The sequence below is a fragment of the Candidatus Merdisoma sp. JLR.KK011 genome, assembly GCF_036941125.1.
GTDB lineage: Bacteria > Bacillota > Clostridia > Lachnospirales > Lachnospiraceae > Laedolimicola.
Window position 1 is genome coordinate 1,507,376 of the sequence record NZ_JAYWSZ010000003.1, and the last position, 22,680, is coordinate 1,530,055.

Consider the following 22,680-nt stretch of genomic DNA (forward strand, 5'->3'; position numbering starts at 1 on the left):
TATACAACATTTTTGTTGTAATATCAATAAGTTTTTTCATATGTTGGGTAAATCAACGGAAAACATTTGACAGATACGTCAAGAATCGTAACTAGAAAAACAACAAAAGAAGGAGCCTGTCTCACAGGTCTCCTTCTTTTGTATAAGTTCCGGCTCTTATAGAACCAATTCCGGATTAGATCTCCAGATAAGAATCTGCATAAAGATTATTATTCTTAATAATATCGCAAGACTTAATGGTCTCCATCAGACGCAGATCGTTGGGGTTCACGATAGCGGAGGTCAGGCCGTTCATCATAGCCATAGCAACCATAGCGGAGTCCATAATCGGGCGAATGTGCTTGGGCATACCGTTGGAGTTGTTGGACAGACCGCCGGTGCTCTGCATACCCATATCGGAAATCATCTTAATGAACTCCAGAACCTGCATCTGCTTATCCTGCATTCCCTTGATAACCAGGAACAGCGGGTCAAACCACATATCCTCGTCAACCGCCATGCCATGCTCCATACCACGCTCCATCATGGTCTGCATATACATCATACGCTCATCGTTATCCTTAGCGATACCCTCGCCGTTGCAAAGAGCGATAACAATCGCATCGTTCGCTGCAGCCAGGTCAATGTACTCGATTCTGCCTGCTGCGTCAGCAGAGTTTACAATGGGTTTTCCCTTGGAACGATTGTAAACGGAAATACCAGCCTCGATAGCTGCCACATTGGAGGTATCAAGCGCCAGAGGAACATTGTCAAAGCTGCCCTGCAGAAGCTCAACTGCCCACTTCATCAGCTCCGGCCCGTCGTTCTCAGCCGGTCCGATGTTTACGTCCAGATAGGTTGCGCCCGCATCCAACTGCTGTTTTGCACGCTTTAAGATCGGCTCCGGATCTCTCTCAGTGAATGCACGGTTGATTGCCGGTGCGGTTGTGGAAAGTCTCTCGCCAATAACAACAAATTTTGCCATAGTTCTTCTCCTTTATCCGGGCGGCAGCCTGGCTGCCGCCAACTATTTTCTATATCACTACGATTTCAAATACGTTCTTAGATCTCTCCGTTTGCCTGCATGTCCTTCAAGAACTTCACAAGCTGAACAGCCTCGTTGGGCGCCACGATTACTTCCCATCCAGGAAGCTTCGCCTCAATGTCACCCTTCAGAACGGCAACCTTGCCGGGAATGATAAGCTTTCTGCTCTTTACCTTCGGCTCTACGTTCTCAATGATGAACTTGGAAACAGAAGTAGAGGACAGCTTGCCTGCCGCCCATGCAGTCAGTACGGAAAGTCCGCCTGCGTCGCTGATCACCAGGTTACAGGGAACGCCGGAGCGCTCCAGCTCGCCGGATACAACGAAGTAAGTCAAAGCAAAGTCAACGGTGGTCAGACATACGGAATTCTCATCTGCGCCATTGAGAGCATAGATGCCCGGCTCTACCTTCATGGGCTTCTGCGGATCGGTAAATACATTCTGACGCAGACCGTAAAGGGGAAGCGCCTGTGCATAATTCATGCTCTCCATTACAATCACAGAGCCGTATTTTACGGTAAACAGGGAAGCCAGAGCTGCCTGCATCGCAGCATCTCCGGGAGCCAGCTTGCCGACATTCACGATGGAAGGATATCCAAAGGTACGATCCGTATTCTTCAGTGCCGCCCGGCGAATCTGAACGGTTGTGGCAAATGCATCCTTAATGGAAGCCGTTCCTACATTCAGAACCAGGTTCTTATTTCCAAGCTTCTCAATAGCTGCAACGGTGTCATAGAGCTCGTTGATGTCTCCGCCGCGAACACCCAGAACAACACCGGCCTCAGCCGCCAGCTTGCTCATTGCCTCGTAGTTAGAAGCGTCAGCGCCGTCCAGGATGGGCTTGCTGTCCTTGCATACGTCTAAAGCAGCCTTTGCCGCATCTACGTTGGTGCAGCCAAGAACCAGAGTCTTTCCGCTCTCTGCCGCCTTTTTCACGAACTCCGCATAGCCGGCTGCATCGCAGTCGCCGCAGTAATCCAGGTACAGCATCTCTACATGCATCCGCTCGCCGATACGGTCATAATCAACTGCCTTTGCAGCCTCAAGCTTGGCATCCATATTTTCCTCACAGCAGGAAACGGAAACCGCATAGCGGGATTTGCTTACATATGTTTTCTCATGGCGGAACAGTACAGTCTCGCCGCCCAGGGTATACTCTGCCTCACCGGTTCCAACCTTGATGGTCTTCATAGGCGGCGCGGTAGCCTCGGACAGAGTTGCCAGCGCGTCATCGGACATGTGGGGGCACTTGGCAATATCAACTGCGCCCTGAGCCACCTTCATAGCAAATGCCATACAGGTAGGGCTTCCACACTCCTTACAGTTTGTCTTTGGTGTTAATTTAAAAATGTCTAAGCCTTTTAATGCCATGGTAATTTTTCCTCCTTCCCTCGATTTAAACCAGTTCTTTGATTAATTTCGAAATCGTTGCAACTGATGTGGGATGCTTCAAAATTACCGCATTGGAACCAGACGCCAATACTGCTGCAGCCGTTTCTACTTCCATATCAATGCCACGCTCTTCCTGGGAACCCCACTCCGGCATATCTGCCTCGGAAGCCATTGCCTCTTTCACACTCCATGCTTCTTCCGCAACGGGAGTAATGATAGGCATCTGAAGCTGTGCGTCATTCTGGGACAGAGCCGCAGCTTTGATACGATCCATGGTAGATACCACATACTCAAAGCCGTAGCCTGCTGCTGCGGAACCTACGTTCATCACAACATTTGCCTGATCTACGCCAAGCTGTCCGATAAGTACGTTAAGCTGCTTTGCAAGGTTGATGTCTACGGCTGACTCTGCGCCTACCTTCTGGTTGTAAGCCAGTCCTGCAGCGGCGGCCACGCCCTTGTAGTTCTCTTCTCTTGCAGATAAAATAAGTACGTTCTTTCCCTGGAGAGCCTCTGCAGCCTTGGCAAAGAGTTCAGCGTCCTTCTCCACATGCTTGCAGCCCTCAATCACAAGGGGAGCTGTAATGGCGTCGCCCACTTCCTTTGCAATGGCAACACAGTCCTCCACGGACTTGTTCTCGCCGTTGGGATCCGCGCCCTCAAAACGAAGTACAACAAAGTCTGCGCCCGGCATCTCCTCAGCCTTCTTTGCAATCTCTGCAAAGCTTGTGCATCCATTGTAGTAATTCTTGATTCCCTCAGGCTCATTTTCCAGACCCATGTCAGTAATCATAACTCCTATCTTGGGTGCATTCTCGATTGGCGCATCAAATGTATAGAAAGGCAATACATTCTCTCCGCCAAGCTTCACTGCCTTGTCGCCGGTACCGATCTCTACGGTACGGATAGCAGCGTTAAACTTTCCTGATTTTCCATTAAACGGCATTTCTTAGTTACCTCCTTTATCTTTTACACGGTTTTAAGCATAGGAAGAAAATCCCCTATGCTTAAAACCAAAATGCTAACACATATTATACTACATCATCGGGTCCATGCCAAGTGCAGGATGGCCTTTTTCTGTTAAGAATGCAAGTAATGTTTCCGGATCCTCTGCGATGGTCTCGTCACCAATCATATCGGTAAAGTTGTCGATGCCGTAAAGCTCCTTCGCGGACTCGTTGAGACGCTCTGCAACAGTATCCTTCAGTTCCTTGGGCATCCACACGATACGCTCAATGCCGCCCTCTGCCTTCATAAACTTCTTGGAAGCGATGAAGTGCTTTCCATGTCCCATGAAGCCCGGTGTCTGCACACCGCCGCCTGTCATGGAAGCCAGCTCCGGGAAGGTCATTCCAAGAGGCGTCATGCCGGCGTACTCACGGTTGGCAATGATAACGCCGTTGGAGAAGGGCTCAATACCGCAGATACACTCAAAGCAGCCGCAAGAGGTCATGGGGTTCTCCATAATGGAATACAGAGATACGTTCTCCAGCGCTCCCTGGGAGTACATCTTAACAGCCTCGTTAACATCTTCGTACTCACCGGTGCGCTCGTCGATAATGCGCTCCTTGGTGATTACCTGGCAGGGTCCCTGGGGATCCAGCTCGTTGGTTGCCTTGGCGTCAAGCCACGAAACGGCGCCGCACAGGCCCAGACGCTCCGGAGTTACCACACATACGTGGGATGGGGAGAATGCCTGGCAGAGGATACAGCTGTAGTAAACCTCTACAGACTCGTCGGTCAGGGTGCGCAGACGGTCGTCACGCTTGTCAAAGGACGGAATTGCCAGATTATGGCGAAGCTCCGTACACTTCTCCGGATCGGTGATAACCTTCACCTGGCACTTGTCAACAACAGCGTCAAACTCATTCTTAATCTTAGCGTAAAGCACCTCGCCGATGTGTTTTGCACGGAAGCCGGCATCAAATGCAGGCTTGCCCACACGCACACGGATCATATCGCGCTGTCCGGTATGCATTACGCCCTCGATACAGTTCAGATAGCTGTGGAACTTACGCTCGAATACCGGCTCAAAGTCGGACTGCATGTTTCGTCCGGCAACCTCTACGATGTAGCCGATGCTGTGCTTTGTTCCAACCTCAAACTCGTCAAGATCCGGCCCGATGACTTCGATCTTATGGTCTTCTACCTCGGAAGCCTCCTTGGTCTGTACCAGCTCGAAGCAGTCTACACGGGAACCGTCAAACTCAACCTGCATATCGCCCCGGCGGATGATCTCGCCCTCAAATGCGGATGCAAATGCTACCGGAATATCAATATCCGTTACCTTGATCTTCACATCTCTTGCCTCAATGGAGGTAGGATTGAATTTCTCGGTATCGCCCTGGAGAATCAGGCTCTTAGGTACATTCATGCCCTTTAGGCTCTCCAGATCGTTGGAGATAACCGGGAAGCCGAATGCGATTGCGCCGGCGCCGCAGCCTACGGTCAAATCGTCAACAGGAGCAAATGCATTTACAAAGGCAAATACACGCTCGAAGGTGTACTTCATCAGATTCGGCAGATCGCCCGGTGTAATGTTGCCGAAGATCAGTGCCGCACGAAGTGCGATGGAAACTACGTGAGCTGCGGAGGTGATGTCCTTGCCCATCAGAGTTACACGAACATTGAAGCCTGTGTTGTAGCCGGCCTCAATGAGCTGATCGCAGATGCCGCCTACGCAGGTAACAAAGTTGCCTTGTGCCTGGTAGCTCTTAACCAGAGCAACGGCCTCCTCCACTGAGGGAGCTGCGTTGATGATAACCGGCACGCCGGGAATATCGCCTGTTACCAGAGGAACGCCCAGCTCACGGATCATAGCGTCTGTAAAATGTCCTACATAGGGCTCTTCGTAGGGCGCAGCGCCGTCCATGTACTTCATCGTCTCGATGATCTCTGCCGCCAGGGCTGTTGCGATACCAGACTGAAATACATTATGTAAACGTTCCTTTCTTGTCATCATTTCCTTGATTCTTCCCTCAAGAGCGGCCTTCACCTCTCCTAAGGTGGTCAGCTTCTCTCCTGTTACCGCATAGTAGCAGGGAAGGCTGTATGCGGTGCTCGGCAGGGATACTGCCGCGTCGGCACCATACTTTTCCAATGCTTCTGCAACCGATTTCTCGGCCCAGGCATACATTTCGTTGGAACCGCTGAATACTCTGTCAAATAATGTCACGGTATAAACCTCCTATTTTTTATTAGCTGCAAGCAGTGCGCGGCAAAAACTTTGAAAACGGAATGGTTTTTCGAGCTTAGCACTGCGGAAACTTTTTACTTTTCTAATAGTTCCTTTATTTTTCGAATCTCCTCCGTCGCCTCCCGGCTGATGTCGTAGGGGGATCTCCCCTGCCGGTCTGCGTCGATGACATCCGTATTGTAATGGATAAAGCCAAGCAAATCCTCCGCCGGGATCTTGGAACGGACAAACTCCTCGTCCTCCGGCCCGCGTACCTTGTTGGCAACTACACGTACTCTTTTCACGCCCAGATCCATCGCCAGACGCTTCACGTTCTTGTAAGTCTGTACGCTTCTCGCTCCCGGCTCAATGACTACCACAAACTGATCCACACCCTCGCAGGTGCCCCGCCCCAAGTGCTCCAGACCGGCCTCCATATCCATGATGACCACGTCCTTGCTCCGGAGGCTTAAGTAATTGAGGATCCGTTTCAGCATCACATGCTCGGGACAGACGCAGCCGCCTCCGCCGGTTTCCACGGTTCCCAGGGTCAGAAGCTTGACGCCGTTATAAGTCTTGCTGTAAGTATCCGGTATGTCGTCCACCTTTGGATTCAAGGTGTAAAAGGTATTGTCGGCTCCCGCTCCCGTGCGCTCTTCAATCAGCTTGCGCATCCGGGAAATGGGGATTATGGTATCCAGAATGTCCTCCGGAAATCCCAATGCCAGGCCCAGATTTGCATCCGGATCCACATCCGCTGCCAGTACCGTCCTGCCTTCCTCTGCACAGATTCTTGCAAGGGTTGCCGCAAATGTGGTCTTTCCAACGCCGCCCTTACCGGTAATTGCAATCTTCATACATCTACACTCCTAACTGCTGCTTATCCATCTGATTTATACGTTTGAACTGCTTTACGCCTCATCCGCTCCGCTCGGAAAATTCCCTTACAGGCATGTTCCGCATTAGATACCCAGAGCCGTTCTCTTCTCTTCAATCCGGTCGATCATTGCGTCAACCAGCTTGTCGATATCCTTCTCTACGGTATAGGAAGCCTCTACCCAATCCTTGATGCCGTGCTTCAGAAGATTATCTACCTCTGTAGAGCCGCATACATAAGGATCTACGCCCAGGAAGGTGTCAATACCGGTAGCTACTACGTAGTTTCCGATGGAAACGGCCTTCTCGGACATCCACTCGGGAGCACAGCCTACAACAGGAACCTGGGAAATGTTCCAGCCGGAATCCTTGGCAATATCAGCTGCCAGAATCATCATACGGCTGATATCCACGCAGGAGCCCATATGCAGTACAGGAGGAATGTTTGCAAGCTCGCAGACTCTCTTTAAGCCTGCGCCGCAAAGCTCCTTGGCATCCTTGTTCATCAGGCCGGCCTTTGCAGCTGCCTGTGCGGAACATCCGGAAGCAATGATAATGATATCATTTGCAATCAGCTTCTTCATCAGCTCAATATGTGCAACGTCCGGGCGAATCTTCGGATTGTTGCAGCCTACCATGGCAACGGCGCCGCGCAGTACGCCGGACTTCACGCACTCAACCAAAGGCATGGTGGTTCCCGTCACATCCACGTAGGAATTGGTAACGGTATCCAGGGTTTTCTTGATAGCTTCTACAGAATATCCTACCGTTGCCTTCTGCTTCATATCCGGGATATAAACCAGCTCAGGCTTACGGTTCTTGAAGTTATCAATAGCCATCTTCACGATTGCCTTTGCATTCTCGCCCGCTGTCTCTGCCGTGAAATGCATAAACTCGGAATCAGGCATCTGTGCAATCTTAGAAGTAGTTACGAATTTTGTATGGAAGCACTTGCTTAAGGGTCCCAAAGCCGGGAAAATACACTGTACGTCTACGACAATCGCCTCGCAAGCGCCTGTCAGTACTACGTTTTCCTGCTGTAAGAAGTTACCTGCCATGGGAATTCCCCGACGCATGGCAACCTCGTTGGAAGTACAGCATACACCGGAAATGGTGATGCCCTTTGCACCTACGCTCTTGGCATATGCGATCATCTCCGGATCGTCTGCGTACTCGCAGATCATCTCGGAAAGTGACGGGTCATGTCCGTGAACCACGATATTGACATTCTCTGCTACCATAACGCCAAGGTTTGCCTCGGTATCAATGGGCTTCGGTGTTCCAAACAGTACATCCGAGAATTCTGTACCCATCATGGAACCGCCCCATCCGTCGCAAAGACCGGTACGTAAGGACTGGCGAATCAGCGCCTCCGGCTTGGAGGAACATCCCATATGCGTCATATGTAAGGAGCTTGCAACCTCACGGTCAATAGCACGTGGAGCAATCTCTTCTCTCTCCCAAAGCTCCTGGGTATGCTGAGGCGCTCTCTTTAAGAAACGCTGATGTCCGAAGGGCTTTCCATACTCCATAAGGCCCTCTACGGCTACCTCGTGAGCCAGATCGTAGATATCCTTGCCTTCTGTCTCAATGCCCCACTCCTTGGCAATGCGGATGAGCTTCTCCGGATCCTTTACCTTGTAGTTTCCGTCCGGCGCCGTGCAGTGCAGGGTGTGGCAGATCTCACGGCCATGGTCAGAGTGGGTTGCAGCTCCGCCGGCTGTGAACTTCAGATAATTACGTCCTACAATACCGTGTACGTCACATCCGCAGATACCTCTCGGCGCCTTGGGTGTAATACGGCAGGGACCCATAGAACAGATTCGGCAGCAGACGCCCTGCTCACCGAACTTACAGTGGGGGGTCTGGTTCTTCACACGAAGCTGCCAGGAATCGGCGCCCACCTTCGCTCCTGTTTCCAACAGTCTGGCTGTTGCGGCTTCAAATTCTTCCACCGTTGTTAATTTAAAGTCTCCCATTATAAACCTCCTAAAATATTTATGATAAAAATCTGCAAGCTCATTTTAAACCTGTAAGGCAATGGGCCTGCTCTTATCATGTTCCGCATTTGTAAGAATATCTGCTCGTTTTCCTGATGATATTCCCTCGTTCCGGCAAGCCGGAACAAACTCTTATGACAAATCCAATTTTCCCATGATGCCGTACAGGGCCTTGCGCACCGGGGAATCCTCCGGAAGCTTCACGGTAGGCACTCCGTCGCAGTCAAATTCAAAAACCTGCTCATCCTGGGGCACCACGCCCAGCAGGGTTAAGCCCTGCTTCTCAATCTCTTCCTTTGTTCCCTCGTTTAAGACGCCGCCCGGGGCGCGGTTTACAATCAGCCCTACCGTATTGGGCTTTAAGCCGCACTCAGGAATCAGCTTGGCGATACGGCCGACTGCCTGGACGCCTCTTCTGGAGCAGTCGCTGACCAGAATAATCGTGTCAACCTTGGGAAGTATTCCCCGGCTGATATGCTCCATTCCGGCCTCATTGTCCACCACTACATATTTGTAATTCTGGGCGTACTTGGAAATCTGGGCCGTCAGAAGTCCGTTTACAAAACAGTAGCAGCCTTTGCCCTGGGTGTGACCCATCACAAGAAGATCGTAGTCGTCCTCCTCTACCAGTGCGGAGCTGAACTTCATTTCCGCATAATCCTGCTTGGACATCCCCAGAGGAATGGGATTGGTATTGGAAATCTCCGCCTGGGCAATCTCTTCCCGAATCTCGCCCAAGGTTGCTTCTACCTCTACTCCAAGCACTTCATTCAAATTGGAATTCGCATCCGCGTCTACCGCCAGTACGGGGCCCTGCTTTTTCTGGCACAGGTACTCAATCAAAAGACCTGTCAGGGTTGTCTTACCTACGCCGCCCTTACCGGCTACCGCTATTGTGTGTGCCATTTTTTATCTCCTATTCCAGTTCCGCAATGTCCCCTTCAGTACCCAAGTATCAGAGATGAATTTCCGGCCGCAAAAAAACATGCGTCCGTAAATCCATCTGGGTACTGAATGGGACATTGCTGTTTCCAGTTCCGCAATATCCATCTGCAATTCATACGGCTTTTAAGCCGGACAGTTCAGTTTTACAACGGAACCGGCCAGATCTACAAAGGAAATGCTTCCTTCCACCACTGTCTCGGCTCCCATGATATCTACCAGGCGCACCTGGCTTCCCTCTGCGTAAATCTTGCTTACATTTTTTAATACAACTTCTTCCGTATCCTTGGTGGTTTTATAAACCGTTGCCAGACACATAATGCTACCTCCATTCCGGTTCTTCCGCTCTACTGCGGAGTCTTCACACTGGAAAGCGCCACGCTCAAATACAGGTTGCCCTTCTCAAAGTTCTCAACAGCCTTCTCAATCTGTGACGCCGCCTCTTCCTTTCCGTCCTTGCGGAACTGCTTCGCAATCTCTGCCAGCTCTGCCGCGTGATGCTTGTTGTGATCCAGCATATATGCTAAAATTGCCTCCTGCTCATTGGCCGGATGCTCTCCTCCGCAGCCGCCGCAGTTTCCGCAATGTTCATGCTCATGGGTGTGGTTGTGTTCCTCCTCATGTCCGTGGGCATGCTCATGTGCATGGGTGTGGGTGCAGCCGTCCTTGTGGGTATGTTCATGTGTATGGCCGTGGGTATGGCCATGATCGCCGTCTACGATATGCATAACTTCTCCTCCTATTTAAAGTTCCGTAATATTTCCCAAAGTACACTTCTATGAAATCAATTTCCAGCCACAAGTACGTGTGTCTGTAAATTGATTTGTGCACTTTGAGAAATATTACTGTTTTCAGTTCCGTAATAAGTCCCATATCAATCACTATATTGTGTTAATTTCATCACAAACTTAGGGTTATTATACCCTATATGGGGGATTTAATCAAGTTCATTTCCTTTGGGGAATTGCTTTTTTTTCAATACATTTTGCACCGCAGCGATTTTTCCGGCCAGGGACAGGTACGCTTTTTAAAGCATCTTTTATGTCAACCACATCATAATTGATTGTAAGAAGAAAGTCCAGATGCAACTTTTGAGAGTTTTGTAAAATTTTGTATCTTCCCAATACAGAATTGGAGGGGCTGTCTGGAAATATGACATCAGCCATTTCTGATGTTGTATTTCCAGACAGCCCCTCCCTCTCTTTTTTAGAATTCGGTTTCTCTTGCAGCAGTATGGTATTTTAATCCCAAAAATGCATTGAAATCTTTGTTATACATCTTTTCCAGTTCAGCGCTGTATCCAATCACCATATGAGGCTGTTCCGCCTCATAAACCCTTAAGGCTTCCTGGGTATTATCTTCCGACAGGCTGATTCCGAACCTGTCTCTTTCCTTCGTAAAGAGACGCATCTCACTTACGCTGTTCCGGCCGGTACGCCTGAAATAATATCCCCAAACCAAATCTTTATTGGCCAGAATCTTAGCCTTGCTGCCCTGCATGTAGATGGTCCACCTTTTTCCCACCCATACACCTGACCCAATCAGCCGCGCCTGATGAAAGTCCTCCTCAATGGCTGCCATAGAGACGGAACCTTCTTTCTGGAGGTACTGCTGGATAGGCCTGGAATAAGAATCACTGAAAAGACCGGCGGCGCTTAAAGCAGCAAATGCGAGAAGGCCGACAGCGCCAGCCATCATAACCCAGAATAACAGGCCATTCACACCGCCGATATTTTTTGTATCCAGTTCATAAAAATAGAACTTGTCGTACTCGGATTCCGTAATGCCTAATTCCGCCATGGAACTCCTGAAATATTCTTCTGTCTGGTAGTCCATTTTATTCCAGACACCGGTAACCGTGACTGGTTCCGGAGGAGGCGTGCTGCCTGTCTCGTCAGACAGATAAGCAAAAGCCTGATCGATCTTGGAGTTCATTTCATTCTGCCTGTCTTTTTTCAGGAAAATACTGTAAAAATACCAGACAGACGCGTCATTCTCGTAGTCGTCCACCCACTGGAACGCAATATAGCTGTATCCGTCCGTGGAGGTGGAACTGCCGCCGTATTTCTTTTTGGTGGTAGTCGTGTGCTCTACGTAGTCGTACAGGAAAAACTCGGCGTCAATGGTGACATACTTGCCTTCATAAGATGCAGGATCTTCGGTAATATCCATACGGGTCGGCCCCGTAATGACGTCAAAGATAGCAAATTTTGTAATTGCCAGCAATATCACAACACCTGCAACGGATAAAACAATCCGCCAAATGTTTGATTTTCTTGCTTTTTTTCTCAGTATATCTAACATATTGTCCCCCTAAAACAGAATATTTAAATTCCGGCCTGCGAAAGAAGCTCAGGAACCTTAGATTCCCATCCCATAGCCATAATATGTACTCCCTGGCAGTAAGGCTTGCACTCCTTAATCACACGGGCCGCAATCTCCACGCCAGTGATGCCTGCCTTCGTCTTTTCCTTATCCGCCTTCAATTCCTCAATCATTTCCTCCGGAACATGAATCCCGGCAACATTTGCATTCATATATCTGCACATTCCCACGGATTTCGGAATCACGATTCCAAGCTGAACCGGCTTGCCAAACTGTTTTGCCTTCTCCATAAACTGAATGAACTTCTCCGGCTCATAGACTGCCTGTGTCTGGAAATATTCCGCTCCCGCGGCAACCTTGCGTTCCATCTTGGCCAGCTGGACATCCACAGAATCACTGCAGGGTGATACAACCGCTCCCTTGGCAAACTTCGGCGGCTCACCGACCAGCTCGTTTCCGCCCAGATCAACGCCTGATTCCATCTGCTTCACCGCATGAATCAAAGATACGGAATCCAGATCAAATACCGGCTTCGCCTGAGGATGATCGCCCAGCGTCGTATGATCTCCTGTCAGAAGCAGCAGATTCTCAATCCCGAACAATGCGGCGCTTAACAGATCCGACTCCAGCGCAATCCTGTTTCTGTCACGGCAGGTCATCTGGAAAATAGGGGTCAGGCCTTCGTCCTTCAGAGCCTTACATGTTGCCAGAGAACCAAGGCGCATAACCGAGGACTGATTGTCCGTTACATTCACTGCCGTAATGCCGCTCAAGTAGGTTTTAGCCTCCTCCAGCATATGTTCAATATGAAATCCTTTTGGCGGTCCTACTTCCGCCGTAACTACAAATTCACCACGCTCAAATGCTTCCGTAATTTTCATGATTTCACTCTCCTTATTCAGCTGCTTCTTTGTCAGTTGCGAAATTCCGCACCTGTGTGGGGCATTTTAATACATCAAGGCGTCCAATCTGTGCAAGGCGTCTGTAGATGCGCTCCCAGCCGCACTCCATCTCGCTGTCCACCTCGCACTTTCCGTTTTTCGATCCGCCGCACTGACCGTTGACCAGGCTCTTGGAGCAGGCCGTGATGGGGCAGATCCCTCCGGTCAGATTCAAGTAGCATTCTCCGCACTGATCACAATCATATTCTAAGGGCGTCACTCCCTGAAAGCCCGGCAGGGGATATGTATCGCAGGCCGCATATACCGTCTTGTTCTCCAGATACTCGGAAATAGTCTGCACGCCGATACCGCAGGAAAATACAAAGACCACATCGGCCGCTTCTATCTTGTCCATATTCCTCTCAAGATTCAGCTTCATGTTTTCCGGGTTACAGACATACTCCGTTGTTATGCTTCCCGTCACATTGCCGGAAGCCTGCAATTCCTTTTGAAGCTCCTCCGCTTCTTTTTCCGGAAAATGAACCTCCCGGCATCCATGGCAATTTATGATAAAGACCTTTCTGCCGCCTGTCAGTGACAGGAGTGTTTCTTTCTCTTTTAACCCAGTAATCAACATATCACTTCATCCCCCTTACTGCATTTTTGCCGGCCTTGATCTTGGCAACCAGCGGAATTCTGGAGGAACAGATATACTCACAGCACCTGCATTCGAGACAATCCATGATATTTTTATCCTTCATGCCCTGCCAGTTCTCCTCGTCTGCAAATTTTGCAAAATACAAAGGAGACAGTTCCATGGGACATACATCCACACAGCGTCCGCACTTGATACATGGCTGCTCAGCCGTATGGCCGGTATCCACGGCAATAATTCCGTTGGAGCCTTTCATAATCGGTACATTCGTGTCGGTCAGAACGAAGCCCATCATGGGGCCGCCTGCCTTGATGGTCACATCCTCACCAGTGATACCGCCGCAGTAATCCAGAAGATCCTTTGTATTCGTGCCAATCTTCACAATATAGTTGCCCGGCTTCTTCACATGCTCGCCGGTAACCGTCACCACGCGCTCCACCAGAGGCATGCCCTTCTGGATGGCGTCGGAGATTGCCTTCGTGGTGCTGATATTGCTCACCACGCAGCCTACATCCGCCGGAAGTCCGCCGCTTGGAACCTGTCTTTTCAGCACGCGCTTAATGAGCATCTTCTCAGCGCCCTGAGGATATTTTGTCTTAGCCGTAACAACTTCAAGTTCAGCCATATCCGCCGTCTTGGCCGTCAGCAGTTCAATGGCGTCCGGCTTATTGTCTTCGATAACAATGATTCCTTTTTCCGCACCTACGGTCTTGACAATTGCCTTAAGACCGAAAATCACGTCGTCCGCAAATTCCAGCAGCACCCTGTGGTCCGCAGTCAGATACGGCTCGCACTCGCAGCCGTTGAGCAGCACGGTATCAATGGGCTTCGGCGGCTTTAATTTTACCGATGTAGGGAAGCCCGCGCCGCCCATGCCTACGATTCCCGCCTCACGGACAATCTCAACAATCTCATCCGGCGTCAGGCTGTCCAGACTCTTGCCCGGCTTTACGGATTCGTCCAGCGTATTTTTTCCGTCGGAACGTATCACTACGGACAAGCATTCGCCTCTTGTGGCATGCTTATGTACCTCGATTGCCGTTACGGTTCCGCTGACACTGGAATGAACGGGGCTGCTGATAAATCCGGCCGATTCCCCGATCTTCTGGCCTGCCTTCACCGTATCGCCCACCTCCACAATGGGATTGGCTGGGGCGCCCGCATGCATGGACAGCGGAATCACCACAACCTCCGGCTCCGGGAATCTCTGCAGAGCAAGATGCTCTGTAAATTCCTTGCGCTCCAAAGGATGCACGCCGCCGTAATACCCGGCAAAGCGGTTCTCCCGGATGGACTTTACATAGTCTTGAATTGCCTTATGATTGATCTTGGAAAAGTCGCGCATATGTACGGGTTCGGCCAAAAACTCCGCAAGCCGTCCCTGCTTTTCCAGACGCTTGTAAATCTTCTCCCACGCACAGTCCTTGCTGCTGTCCACTTCGCACTTGCCGTTCTTAGCGCCTCCGCACTGTCCGTTCAGCAGGCTCTTGGAGCAGTCAACCACAGGGCAGATGCCCCCTGTACTATTCAAGTAACACTGCGCGCACGCGCCGCAGTTTTTCTGGGTCAGGGCCATGCCGTGATGGCCTCTGTAATTGATGGAGTCGGCAGCCGCATATACGGGCTTGTCCCCCATGCCGGCAGCCGTCTGAACGCCAAGACCGCAGGAAATAACAATCACATTCTCGGTTCCTTCCGGAATCAAGCCCTGCAATTTCTTCTCCGTCTGTACCTTGTTGCACAAAAAGTCAACCTTCACGCTGCCCGTAACCGTCTTTCCCAGTTCGCGGGCCAGCTTCTCAAGCTCGCCGCAGTCCGGTTCGTCAACAGTCTCGAATTCCTTGAAGCACTTGTTACATGCAATCAGGAACAGCTGATCCTTTCCGTCCAGTAATGACGCCAGTTCTTCATTGCTCTTCAACTTATACTTCGTATAGTTTTCCAATTGATCACCTTCCTGTTAAATTGATTCACAAATCTTTTATCAATATATCATATATCTTCGGTTCTTTCCAGTCTAAATATTTTGTATTTTATATCTTTTTGTCGTCTGTGTTGCTGTTCACTCTGTGACTAGTACCTCCTGTTTCTGATCCCTCGTCTCTTCTTCTTGACTTTTTTGCAAAACTCCTATAGCATAAGCCATAATAGAAAAATACGGCCTATAGCCATAATCTTAGGAACCCTGCGGAAGTTTCACTGCGGTTCTTTTGGATTTTTATTATGGAGGCATTTCCCATGAAAGATATGATTACCGGAAAAACAAAACTAACCGGGCTGCTTGGAAGTCCTGTGGAACACAGTATCTCCCCGGCCATGCACAACGAAGCCTTCCGTCTTCTGGGGCTTGACTATGCTTACCTGGCCTTTGACGTGACGGAGGACACTTTCCGAAAGGCTGTCGACGGGCTCACTGCCATAGGCGCAACCGGCTGGAACTGCACCATGCCCTTAAAACGGCTGATGCATCAGAGAGTGGACGTCCTTTCGGATACGGCCCTTCTCACCGGCTCTGTCAATACGGTGGTAAATAAAGACGGTGTTTTATACGGAGACAATACGGACGGCTACGGTTTTATGCAGTCTATGGCTGACGCCGGGCTTCGTGCTGCCGGCAAGCGTCTGACGGTTCTCGGCTCCGGAGGGGCGGCCGCCTCGATCATTGCACAGGCTGCTCTGGACGGCGTATATTCCATTGATATTTTTTCCAGGCCTCACAGCGCTTCCACCCGGCTTATTGCCCAGGAGGCAGACCTTATCCGCAGTAAGACTGCCTGTCTTCTGCATCTGTATGATTTGCAGGATCATTCCCAGCTTGCCAGAAGCCTTAAGGACAGCTACTGCCTGATCAACGCTTCGTCTGTGGGAATGGCGCCTAAGACGGACGCCTGTCTGATTCCCGATGCTTCCATGCTTCATCCGGATCTGGCGGTGGGGGACGTGATTTACAATCCAAGAACTACGGCGCTCCTGCATATGGCTAAGGAGCAAGGCTGTATGGTGTTCAACGGGCTTTATATGCTCCTTCACCAGGGGGCTATGGCGTTCCGCCTGTGGACAGGGCAGGATATGCCTGTGGGGACTATCCGGGAGAAATTTTTTCAGTAGCGTGTACTTAAAAAGGAGCTTTCAAGAATGGTTTTGTAAAATATTGTAAATTCGCAAATTATTCATTGACAGGTATAAAAGGGCTTGCTATAATGAAATCGACATTTGAATACGGAAAGTCTTCGGGGCAGGGTGAGATTCCCGATCGGCGGTATAGTCCGCGAGCGTGTATGCGCAGGTTCTGAGAGAAGCTTTTCCCAAAGGGCAGGTATGCCTTTGGATTGGTTTCTTGTTCAGGACAGGATTTGGTGAGATTCCAAAACCGACAGTATAGTCTGGATGAGAGAAGATGTGTACAAGGTCAGAATTGTTTTGGCAGAGTTTTTGTTGTATTGCTTTTTATTCTGATGATTATGACACCTGGAAGACGAACGTTTTTTAGGTGTCTTTTGTTACAGTAAAATCCGGAGTCTTCCCCAAAGTGATTTCACACTTGCAGCTTCAAGGAAGCTTCCGGAATCAGAAATGGAGGAATATAACAATGAACCAGAAAACACAAAGAATCGCTTTAATCGGCATGTTCTGTGCCATCGCCTACGCCCTGATGGTGGTAGGGCGCGTTCCGGTCGTACTCTTTCTAAAGTACGATCCCAAGGATGTCATGATTGTCATCGGCGGCTTCCTCTTGGGACCCTTTGCCTCTTTTATTATCTCAGTGGTGGTTTCCTTTATCGAAATGATCTCGGCCAGCGATACCGGCATCATCGGCTTTATTATGAATGTGCTCTCAAGCTGCAGCTTTGCCTGCACCGCCGCCTTTATCTACAAGAAAAAACACACCAAATCGGGAGCCATGCTTGGCCTCTTTGCCGGCTGCGGCGTCATGGTTATGGTAATGCTGCTGTGGAATTACTTAGTGACTCCTATTTACATGGGATATCCGAGAGCCGCCGTAGCCGAGCTGCTGCTGCCCGCTTTCCTGCCCTTCAACCTGTTAAAGGGCGGCCTTAATACGGCGATTGCACTTCTCTTCTACAAGCCTGTGGTGACGGCTCTTCGGAAAGCCAAGCTTGCATTGCCCTCCACCGCAGAGCAGACCGGGGATTCCAAGGGAGTGATTGTATTCTCCCTCTTCCTCTTTGCAACCTGCGCAGTTTCCGTGCTTGTAATGAAGGGTATCATCTAACCCTTCTTATAAAAATAATTCATTTTCTCTGCGGACGCTGCAAGCCTTTTTCAGCTTCATGCTTCCTGCCGCCAGGAGCGCTTTGCTGACGCTCCTGGCTTCCCGTGGGCAGACTGCGATGCAGCGCATACAGGAAATGCAGACATCCGTATCTGTTTTTGACGGCTCCTGCGGCAAAATCGCACCTGTCGGACACTCCTTGGCGCAAAGACCGCACTGGCTGCAGTTTTTTCCTGCCCTGGGCTTCATGGGAACGCCGCCATACGCACGGTAAGGCCGGTTTCCCGGAAGCTTTACGGGCGCTGACGCTTCTCCTGCTTCTATCTTAGCACGAAGCTCCCTGGCAAAACCGGCAAGCTCCTTTTCATCCTGGGCATCCGGCCTTCCGGCGGCAAACTGGCGCATAATGGAATGCTCGGCAATTGCCGCTATCCCGGCCACGCAGGAAAAACCGGCCTCCTCCAGAACATCCTGCAGTTCCGCAAAAGTATCGTCGTAGGCACGGTTGCCGTACACCACCATCAGAACTGCCCGGGCCCCGTTTCCCTTTAACTGGCGCAGCCTTGATACGGCAGCATCTGGAACCCTGCCCCCGTAGGAAGGAACCGCCACAATGCAGATGTCCTCTTTCTGGAATGCATATGTGGAAAAATCATCCTCCCGCTTCGTCAGATCAAGATAGGTGCTTTCCGACGCAAAGGCTTTTGTAAAAATATCGGAAACCTTTTTTGTGCCTCCCGTGGGGCTGAAATGAATTTCATAAACAGACATATTTTTTCTCCTTTTCCCGTACATTTTCGGCTTGGTCTGTTCCTAGTACAGCGATCTCCTAGAGCACTTCCCCTTCAAAAATCCGTTCCAGCAGGCTGCAGGCACACCCAATCACATGGGAGTTTTCCCGGAATGCCGGCTTCTCTACCTTTACCTCATGGTAATCTCCCAAAAGCTTTCTTTTGTTAATCTGCTCCTGCAGCTTTAAAAGATACCGCTTTGGCAGCCAGAAGCCCTCGTGTCCGATCAGAACCTTCTGGGGATTATACAGATTTACCGCATTCGTAATGCCGCAGGCCAGCTTATCCACCATATCCTCAAATATACTGTGAGCCAGGGAATCCTCCTCTGCCAGACGGCAAAGCTCCTGAAATTCCAGATGCCTGCCGGTAAGCTCAGCCATGCGCTTTGTAATAACCCTGCTGCCTGCATACGCTTCCAGACATCCCTTGCGGCCGCAGGTGCACCTTCTGCCGTTCCAGTCAATGCTCACATGGCCCAGCTCACTTGTAAAACCGCAAAAGTCCCGGTTAATCTCTCCCCCGGACACCACGCCGGAACCGATTCCGTTGGAAATTCCCACAAAAAGAAAATCCTCCGCATCCCGGCCGTTTCCGTAATATTTCTCAGCCAGAGCCGCGCAATTATACTGGCTGTCAAAAAAGACCGGCAGGCTGTACCGTTCCTTTAGCATGGATACAATTTCAATATCCTTTTTCCCGTAGAAATTAGGCGGATTCAGAATCTTACCTTTCTTGATATCCACTGGGCCCAGGGAGCCGATCCCTATTCCGTAGATCCGCTCCCCTTTTGCATTTTGAAGAACTGCGTCAATGCTTTCATACAACCGCTCCCAGATGCTTTCGTGGTTTTCCTCGGTTATGGCAAATTTCCGGCGCATTTTCACATGAAGCTGAAGGTCGCACAATACCACACTGCACTCATCCCGGAAAATATGAACTCCTATCATCTTGGGGGCATGTTCGGAAAGACTCAGGCGGATGGGATTGCGCCCCTTTCCCTTCACCAGCAGAGATTCCTTTTCCTCAATGATTCCCTCTTCCAGAAATTCGCCGATAATATGTGTTGCCGCCATCTTGGAAAGCCCCGTCTTTTGGGACAGCTCGATTCTGGACGCGCATTCATCTGTGGCAATCAGCTTTAAAACAAGTCCCCGGTTTTGTTTCCGCAGTGTCGTATTGTTCAGTCCTGCGTCCCTCATCTCTGACAATATCCGATGCATTTCAAAATGCGATCAATACTCCGGGCATTTGCCAGGGAAAATGCTTCCGATACGGCAGGCGTCTCACCCTCTGTAATGCAGCGTCCAAGCTGCTCCACCTCCAGTCGGTAGTTCTGAGGAACCGCCACGGTTTTCAGCTCTTCCCTGCCGTCAAAGGTACGTACCCGGTAGCTCAGCTCTCCCGGAGCGTTAAATCCGAACTCCACTCCCTCAATGGAGCCTTCCGTTCCGTGGATCTGGAAGCGGTCTAAAGCGGAATTCTTCTCTGTGGCAAGCACCATGCCGCAGTCAAAGCTGGCGCGCATGCCGTTTTCATATTCCATAAGGACGGTTGTGTACATGTCTACGCCTTCCTTGGAAAATGTGCTGACGGCCTTGATCGTCTCCGGCTCTTTTCCTGTCATGCGGAGAATCAGGCTGCTGCAGTAAACTCCCAGATCGTAAGTGCTTCCCCCCAGTGTTTCCCGGCGCATGCGGATATTCCCCTCTACATAATCGGAGGTAATCAGAGCGGCCTCCATATAGCGTACCTCCCCGATGGTTCCTTGTTCAATCTCTTTTTGAACCTGCGCAATGTAAGGGCTGTGCTGATAAGCAAAAGCCTCCATCAGCAAAACCTGCTCCTCCCGGGCGGTCTTGAACATCTTTTCAGCCTCTTCGGCCGTGGGCGCTAAGGGCTTTTCGCAGAGAACGTGCTTCTTTGCCTTTAAGGCCTTGAGCGTCCATTCATAATGCAGGGTGTTGGGAAGTGGGATATAGACTGCCTCTACCTCCGGATCGGAAAGCAGCTCTTCATAGCTTCCGTAAGCCTTTTGGAAACCGTATTTTTCCTTAAAGGCTTGTGCTTTTTCCATGCTGCGGCCTGCGATTGCATATAGCCCACAGTTTTCCGCCTGCTTCATTCCCTCTGCCGTATCGCGCTCAAAGATATATGCTGTTCCTAAAACGCCCCATTTAATTCTTCTCATCACAATTGTCCTCCATTTCTTTTGATATACATGTATCCTGATTACGCTAATTAGTACAACGCTTTTACTTTATTTTTATATTGTACACTCTTTTTACTAATTGTCAAGAACCATTTTCCTTTGCGGCTGCAGCCAAGGAATGTGCCCGTTACGTTTCACACTTTTTGTTACAAATACCAACCTCTCCAACCCCATACCAGAATCCTCCCATCATATTGCATTTCCCACCTTGACCTGCTACGATGAATTCACCACAAGATATTATTCAAGTACATCATCCCGGGAGAATGATATTATGCAAAAGTAACAAAAACAAAAAGAAGGGAAGTGTTGTAACAATGATGCAAAAGATTCAAAAGTTTGGCGGTGCCATGTTCACCCCAGTACTATTGTTCTCCTTTGCAGGTATCATGGTCGGAATCGGCACCCTGTGCACCACAGAAGCAGTTCTAGGCTCCCTGGCTGCCCCGACCAGTATGTGGTATTTAATCTGGAATGTCATTCTTCAAGGCGCCTGGTGTGTGTTCAATCAGCTGCCGCTTTTATTCGTCATCGGTCTCCCCAGCGGCCTTGCTATGATTGCCAATATCAAAACCCTGGATATGGGCATGTTCGGCACCCTCCTGGTTTCCGTATCCGGCCAGAACAAAAAGATGGTGGAGGCCGCTAAGAAACTCCGCATTGCCGGCGTCAATCTGATGTCCATCACCAAAAACAGGGAAAATACGCTGGCCCATCTCTGCGATTTTAACCTGTACGTAGATGAGAGCAATCATTTTGAAACACCTATGCACTGGCAGTATGAATCCACCACGGCTTATTTTATTTTAATCGATATCCTCTTTTTAAAATATCTGGAATACCACCAGCGAAAGGAGGCTGACCATGAAGCTTGATGATCTGGTACAAGAGCATTATGAGCATATGAGCGCAAGCGACCGCCTCATCTGGCAGTATATCTCCTGCCACAAGGAAGACTGTAGAACCATGACCCTCCATCAGCTTGCAGATGCTTCTCATTGCAGAAATACTGCTGCTGTAATATACGGCTTACCGGACGGCACAGGACACAAAGAGCTAAAAATATTATTTGTTATTTCTCCGCTTCTTCCGGGGAAAGGGATAGCTTCTCTACCAGCCTGGAAAATGCCTCCTCTCTTGAACAGGAGTAATCCCGGCAGGTTTCGATCAGAGCCTTTGCCCCTTGATCCAGCCCCTTTTTTATCCCAAGCTCCAAATTATAATCCATCAGATAATTGTGATCCCGAATAGCTTTTTCCCTGGCTTCATATTCCAGGCGCTTCAAATCATCCGCACTAATTTCTGTCAGCCTCTCATAAGCTTTTTCAATATAAAAACTTCCTTGCGCTGCCAATTCAAACTCCTCCTTCTTTTCCCCATTGAAAAAACGTCCCAGTTCAACAGCTCCGTTTCCTGATACTCTTTTTCTGCAATCTTGGGAAGCTCTAAAATATGGAGTTCCAATTTATCCGTATACATTCTGTGTCCATGATCCTCCCAGAGATGAAAACAAGAATAAAATTCCTCATCCTCCCCAAAAAGGACAAAATCTAAAATTCCTACATGAATACATTTTTGAAGTACCCCATAACTCTCTCCCTTTTGAATCTCCCCGGTGTACATCTTAGCCAGGTAAAATACGGAACGCTCCGGCCACAGAGGAAAAGGCGCAAGCTGAATCTCCAGATCCATCTGCTTTCTACTCTGGGAAGCTGCATCCTTCCCCTTTCCCCGTTCAAAAATAAACACACGAATATCCAGAATCCCCAGCTTATCCTCTGGATGCTCCTGCCTTAAATGGGTAGGTAAAAGCACTGTATGCTCAATCTCTTCCGGCTTTACCCCCAGCAGAGCCGAAATAAATCCCTTTCGTACCTCCGCATCCTCCATCAACTCCTTAAAGCAGAAATCCACCTTCGGTTTCATTAAAAATGTCTGTTCATTACTCATACTGCTCTCTCCTTTTCTTAATCCTCTCATATTTTCCAAGCAACAAAGCCCTGCCCCAAAAGGCATCCCTGGAAAGAAAATACAGAAAGCAGTACATCTGCCTTTATTATAATGGATCTCCCCATCTGGCACAATATCTTTCTTTCCACTCCAGTTCCAAAAACCATATACATGGTACTGTTTACTCCGTGCCCAGTAATATATACATATTACCGCCCACTCTG

General features: G+C 49.7%; 22 protein-coding genes and 1 riboswitch. Of the genes, 3 read left to right on the forward strand and 19 right to left on the reverse strand.

The window, feature by feature from the left end:
* Nucleotides 1–175: 175 nt before the first annotated feature.
* The 14 genes from acsE to rsxC form a co-directional block, all read right to left on the reverse strand.
* Nucleotides 176–964 (reverse strand): carbon monoxide dehydrogenase/acetyl-CoA synthase methytransferase subunit, encoded by a 789-nt coding sequence (acsE, locus tag VV089_RS08195; RefSeq protein WP_334335556.1) that lies wholly within the window; start codon nt 962–964, stop codon nt 176–178.
* Between the two features lie 77 nt (nt 965–1,041).
* Nucleotides 1,042–2,394: an acetyl-CoA decarbonylase/synthase complex subunit gamma gene (acsC, locus tag VV089_RS08200; RefSeq protein ID WP_334335557.1), complete on the reverse strand. Its 1,353-nt coding sequence runs from the start codon at nt 2,392–2,394 to the stop codon at nt 1,042–1,044.
* 25 nt (nt 2,395–2,419) lie between these two features.
* Nucleotides 2,420–3,361 (reverse strand): acetyl-CoA decarbonylase/synthase complex subunit delta, encoded by a 942-nt coding sequence (gene acsD, locus VV089_RS08205; RefSeq protein WP_172543751.1) that lies wholly within the window; start codon nt 3,359–3,361, stop codon nt 2,420–2,422.
* Nucleotides 3,362–3,451: 90 nt separating this feature from the next.
* Nucleotides 3,452–5,590, reverse strand: a complete 2,139-nt coding sequence (gene acsB, locus VV089_RS08210; protein ID WP_334335558.1) for an acetyl-CoA decarbonylase/synthase complex subunit alpha/beta — start codon at nt 5,588–5,590, stop codon at nt 3,452–3,454.
* A 95-nt stretch (nt 5,591–5,685) separates the two neighbouring features.
* The gene (locus tag VV089_RS08215) at nt 5,686–6,447 is read right to left on the reverse strand and encodes an ATP-binding protein (protein WP_334335559.1); all 762 of its coding nucleotides are present in this window, start codon (nt 6,445–6,447) and stop codon (nt 5,686–5,688) included.
* A 105-nt stretch (nt 6,448–6,552) separates the two neighbouring features.
* The gene (gene cooS, locus VV089_RS08220) at nt 6,553–8,445 is read right to left on the reverse strand and encodes an anaerobic carbon-monoxide dehydrogenase catalytic subunit (protein ID WP_334335560.1); all 1,893 of its coding nucleotides are present in this window, start codon (nt 8,443–8,445) and stop codon (nt 6,553–6,555) included.
* Between the two features lie 153 nt (nt 8,446–8,598).
* Nucleotides 8,599–9,372 (reverse strand): ATP-binding protein, encoded by a 774-nt coding sequence (locus VV089_RS08225; RefSeq protein WP_334335561.1) that lies wholly within the window; start codon nt 9,370–9,372, stop codon nt 8,599–8,601.
* Between the two features lie 162 nt (nt 9,373–9,534).
* Nucleotides 9,535–9,726, reverse strand: coding sequence for a CooT family nickel-binding protein (locus VV089_RS08230; RefSeq protein WP_334335562.1), 192 nt, complete (start codon nt 9,724–9,726; stop codon nt 9,535–9,537).
* Between the two features lie 29 nt (nt 9,727–9,755).
* Complete coding sequence (locus VV089_RS08235) at nt 9,756–10,136, reverse strand: cobalt transporter (RefSeq protein ID WP_172542838.1); 381 nt, start codon at nt 10,134–10,136, stop codon at nt 9,756–9,758.
* 219 nt (nt 10,137–10,355) lie between these two features.
* Entirely contained in the window at nt 10,356–10,574 is a 219-nt protein-coding gene (locus VV089_RS08240) for a hypothetical protein (protein ID WP_334335563.1), read from the reverse strand.
* Between the two features lie 40 nt (nt 10,575–10,614).
* Complete coding sequence (locus VV089_RS08245) at nt 10,615–11,712, reverse strand: DUF6709 family protein (RefSeq protein WP_334335564.1); 1,098 nt, start codon at nt 11,710–11,712, stop codon at nt 10,615–10,617.
* Between the two features lie 23 nt (nt 11,713–11,735).
* Nucleotides 11,736–12,614 (reverse strand): methylenetetrahydrofolate reductase, encoded by an 879-nt coding sequence (locus VV089_RS08250; RefSeq protein ID WP_172542840.1) that lies wholly within the window; start codon nt 12,612–12,614, stop codon nt 11,736–11,738.
* Between the two features lie 13 nt (nt 12,615–12,627).
* Entirely contained in the window at nt 12,628–13,251 is a 624-nt protein-coding gene (locus VV089_RS08255; protein WP_172542841.1) for a methylenetetrahydrofolate reductase C-terminal domain-containing protein, read from the reverse strand.
* A gap of 1 nt (nt 13,252) precedes the next feature.
* Nucleotides 13,253–15,214 carry an electron transport complex subunit RsxC gene (gene rsxC / locus VV089_RS08260; protein ID WP_334335565.1) on the reverse strand — a complete coding sequence of 654 codons (1,962 nt, stop codon included), beginning with the start codon at nt 15,212–15,214 and terminating at the stop codon, nt 13,253–13,255.
* 293 nt (nt 15,215–15,507) lie between these two features.
* On the opposite strand from rsxC, the gene aroE reads away from it, so the two are divergent.
* Together aroE and VV089_RS08270 are read left to right on the forward strand one after the other, a co-directional pair.
* Entirely contained in the window at nt 15,508–16,377 is an 870-nt protein-coding gene (aroE, locus tag VV089_RS08265) for a shikimate dehydrogenase (RefSeq protein ID WP_334335566.1), read from the forward strand.
* Between the two features lie 114 nt (nt 16,378–16,491).
* Nucleotides 16,492–16,672: riboswitch (FMN riboswitch) on the forward strand.
* A gap of 186 nt (nt 16,673–16,858) precedes the next feature.
* Complete coding sequence (locus VV089_RS08270; RefSeq protein ID WP_334335567.1) at nt 16,859–17,503, forward strand: ECF transporter S component; 645 nt, start codon at nt 16,859–16,861, stop codon at nt 17,501–17,503.
* Between the two features lie 6 nt (nt 17,504–17,509).
* On the opposite strand, the gene VV089_RS08275 is transcribed toward VV089_RS08270, so the two are convergent.
* From VV089_RS08275 to VV089_RS08285, 3 genes are read right to left on the reverse strand one after another with little or no spacing between them, the layout of a single operon-like run.
* Nucleotides 17,510–18,274 (reverse strand): 4Fe-4S binding protein, encoded by a 765-nt coding sequence (locus tag VV089_RS08275; RefSeq protein WP_334335568.1) that lies wholly within the window; start codon nt 18,272–18,274, stop codon nt 17,510–17,512.
* A 58-nt stretch (nt 18,275–18,332) separates the two neighbouring features.
* On the reverse strand, nt 18,333–19,496 hold the full coding sequence (locus VV089_RS08280) for an ROK family protein (protein ID WP_334335569.1): 1,164 nt from the start codon (nt 19,494–19,496) through the stop codon (nt 18,333–18,335).
* Nucleotides 19,493–20,485: a Gfo/Idh/MocA family protein gene (locus VV089_RS08285; RefSeq protein WP_172542847.1), complete on the reverse strand. Its 993-nt coding sequence runs from the start codon at nt 20,483–20,485 to the stop codon at nt 19,493–19,495. The genes VV089_RS08280 and VV089_RS08285 overlap by 4 nt, the downstream gene beginning before the upstream one ends.
* A gap of 338 nt (nt 20,486–20,823) precedes the next feature.
* On the opposite strand from VV089_RS08285, the gene VV089_RS08290 reads away from it, so the two are divergent.
* Nucleotides 20,824–21,381: an SIS domain-containing protein gene (locus VV089_RS08290; RefSeq protein ID WP_172542848.1), complete on the forward strand. Its 558-nt coding sequence runs from the start codon at nt 20,824–20,826 to the stop codon at nt 21,379–21,381.
* 197 nt (nt 21,382–21,578) lie between these two features.
* Here VV089_RS08290 and VV089_RS08295 read toward each other — a convergent pair whose 3' ends face one another.
* Both VV089_RS08295 and VV089_RS08300 read right to left on the reverse strand, forming a co-directional pair.
* A complete protein-coding gene (locus VV089_RS08295; protein WP_334335570.1) occupies nt 21,579–21,860 on the reverse strand; it encodes a hypothetical protein in 282 nt (93 codons plus the stop codon).
* Nucleotides 21,812–22,456, reverse strand: coding sequence for an Rpn family recombination-promoting nuclease/putative transposase (locus VV089_RS08300; protein ID WP_334335571.1), 645 nt, complete (start codon nt 22,454–22,456; stop codon nt 21,812–21,814). The genes VV089_RS08295 and VV089_RS08300 overlap by 49 nt, the downstream gene beginning before the upstream one ends.
* Nucleotides 22,457–22,680: the final 224 nt, after the last annotated feature.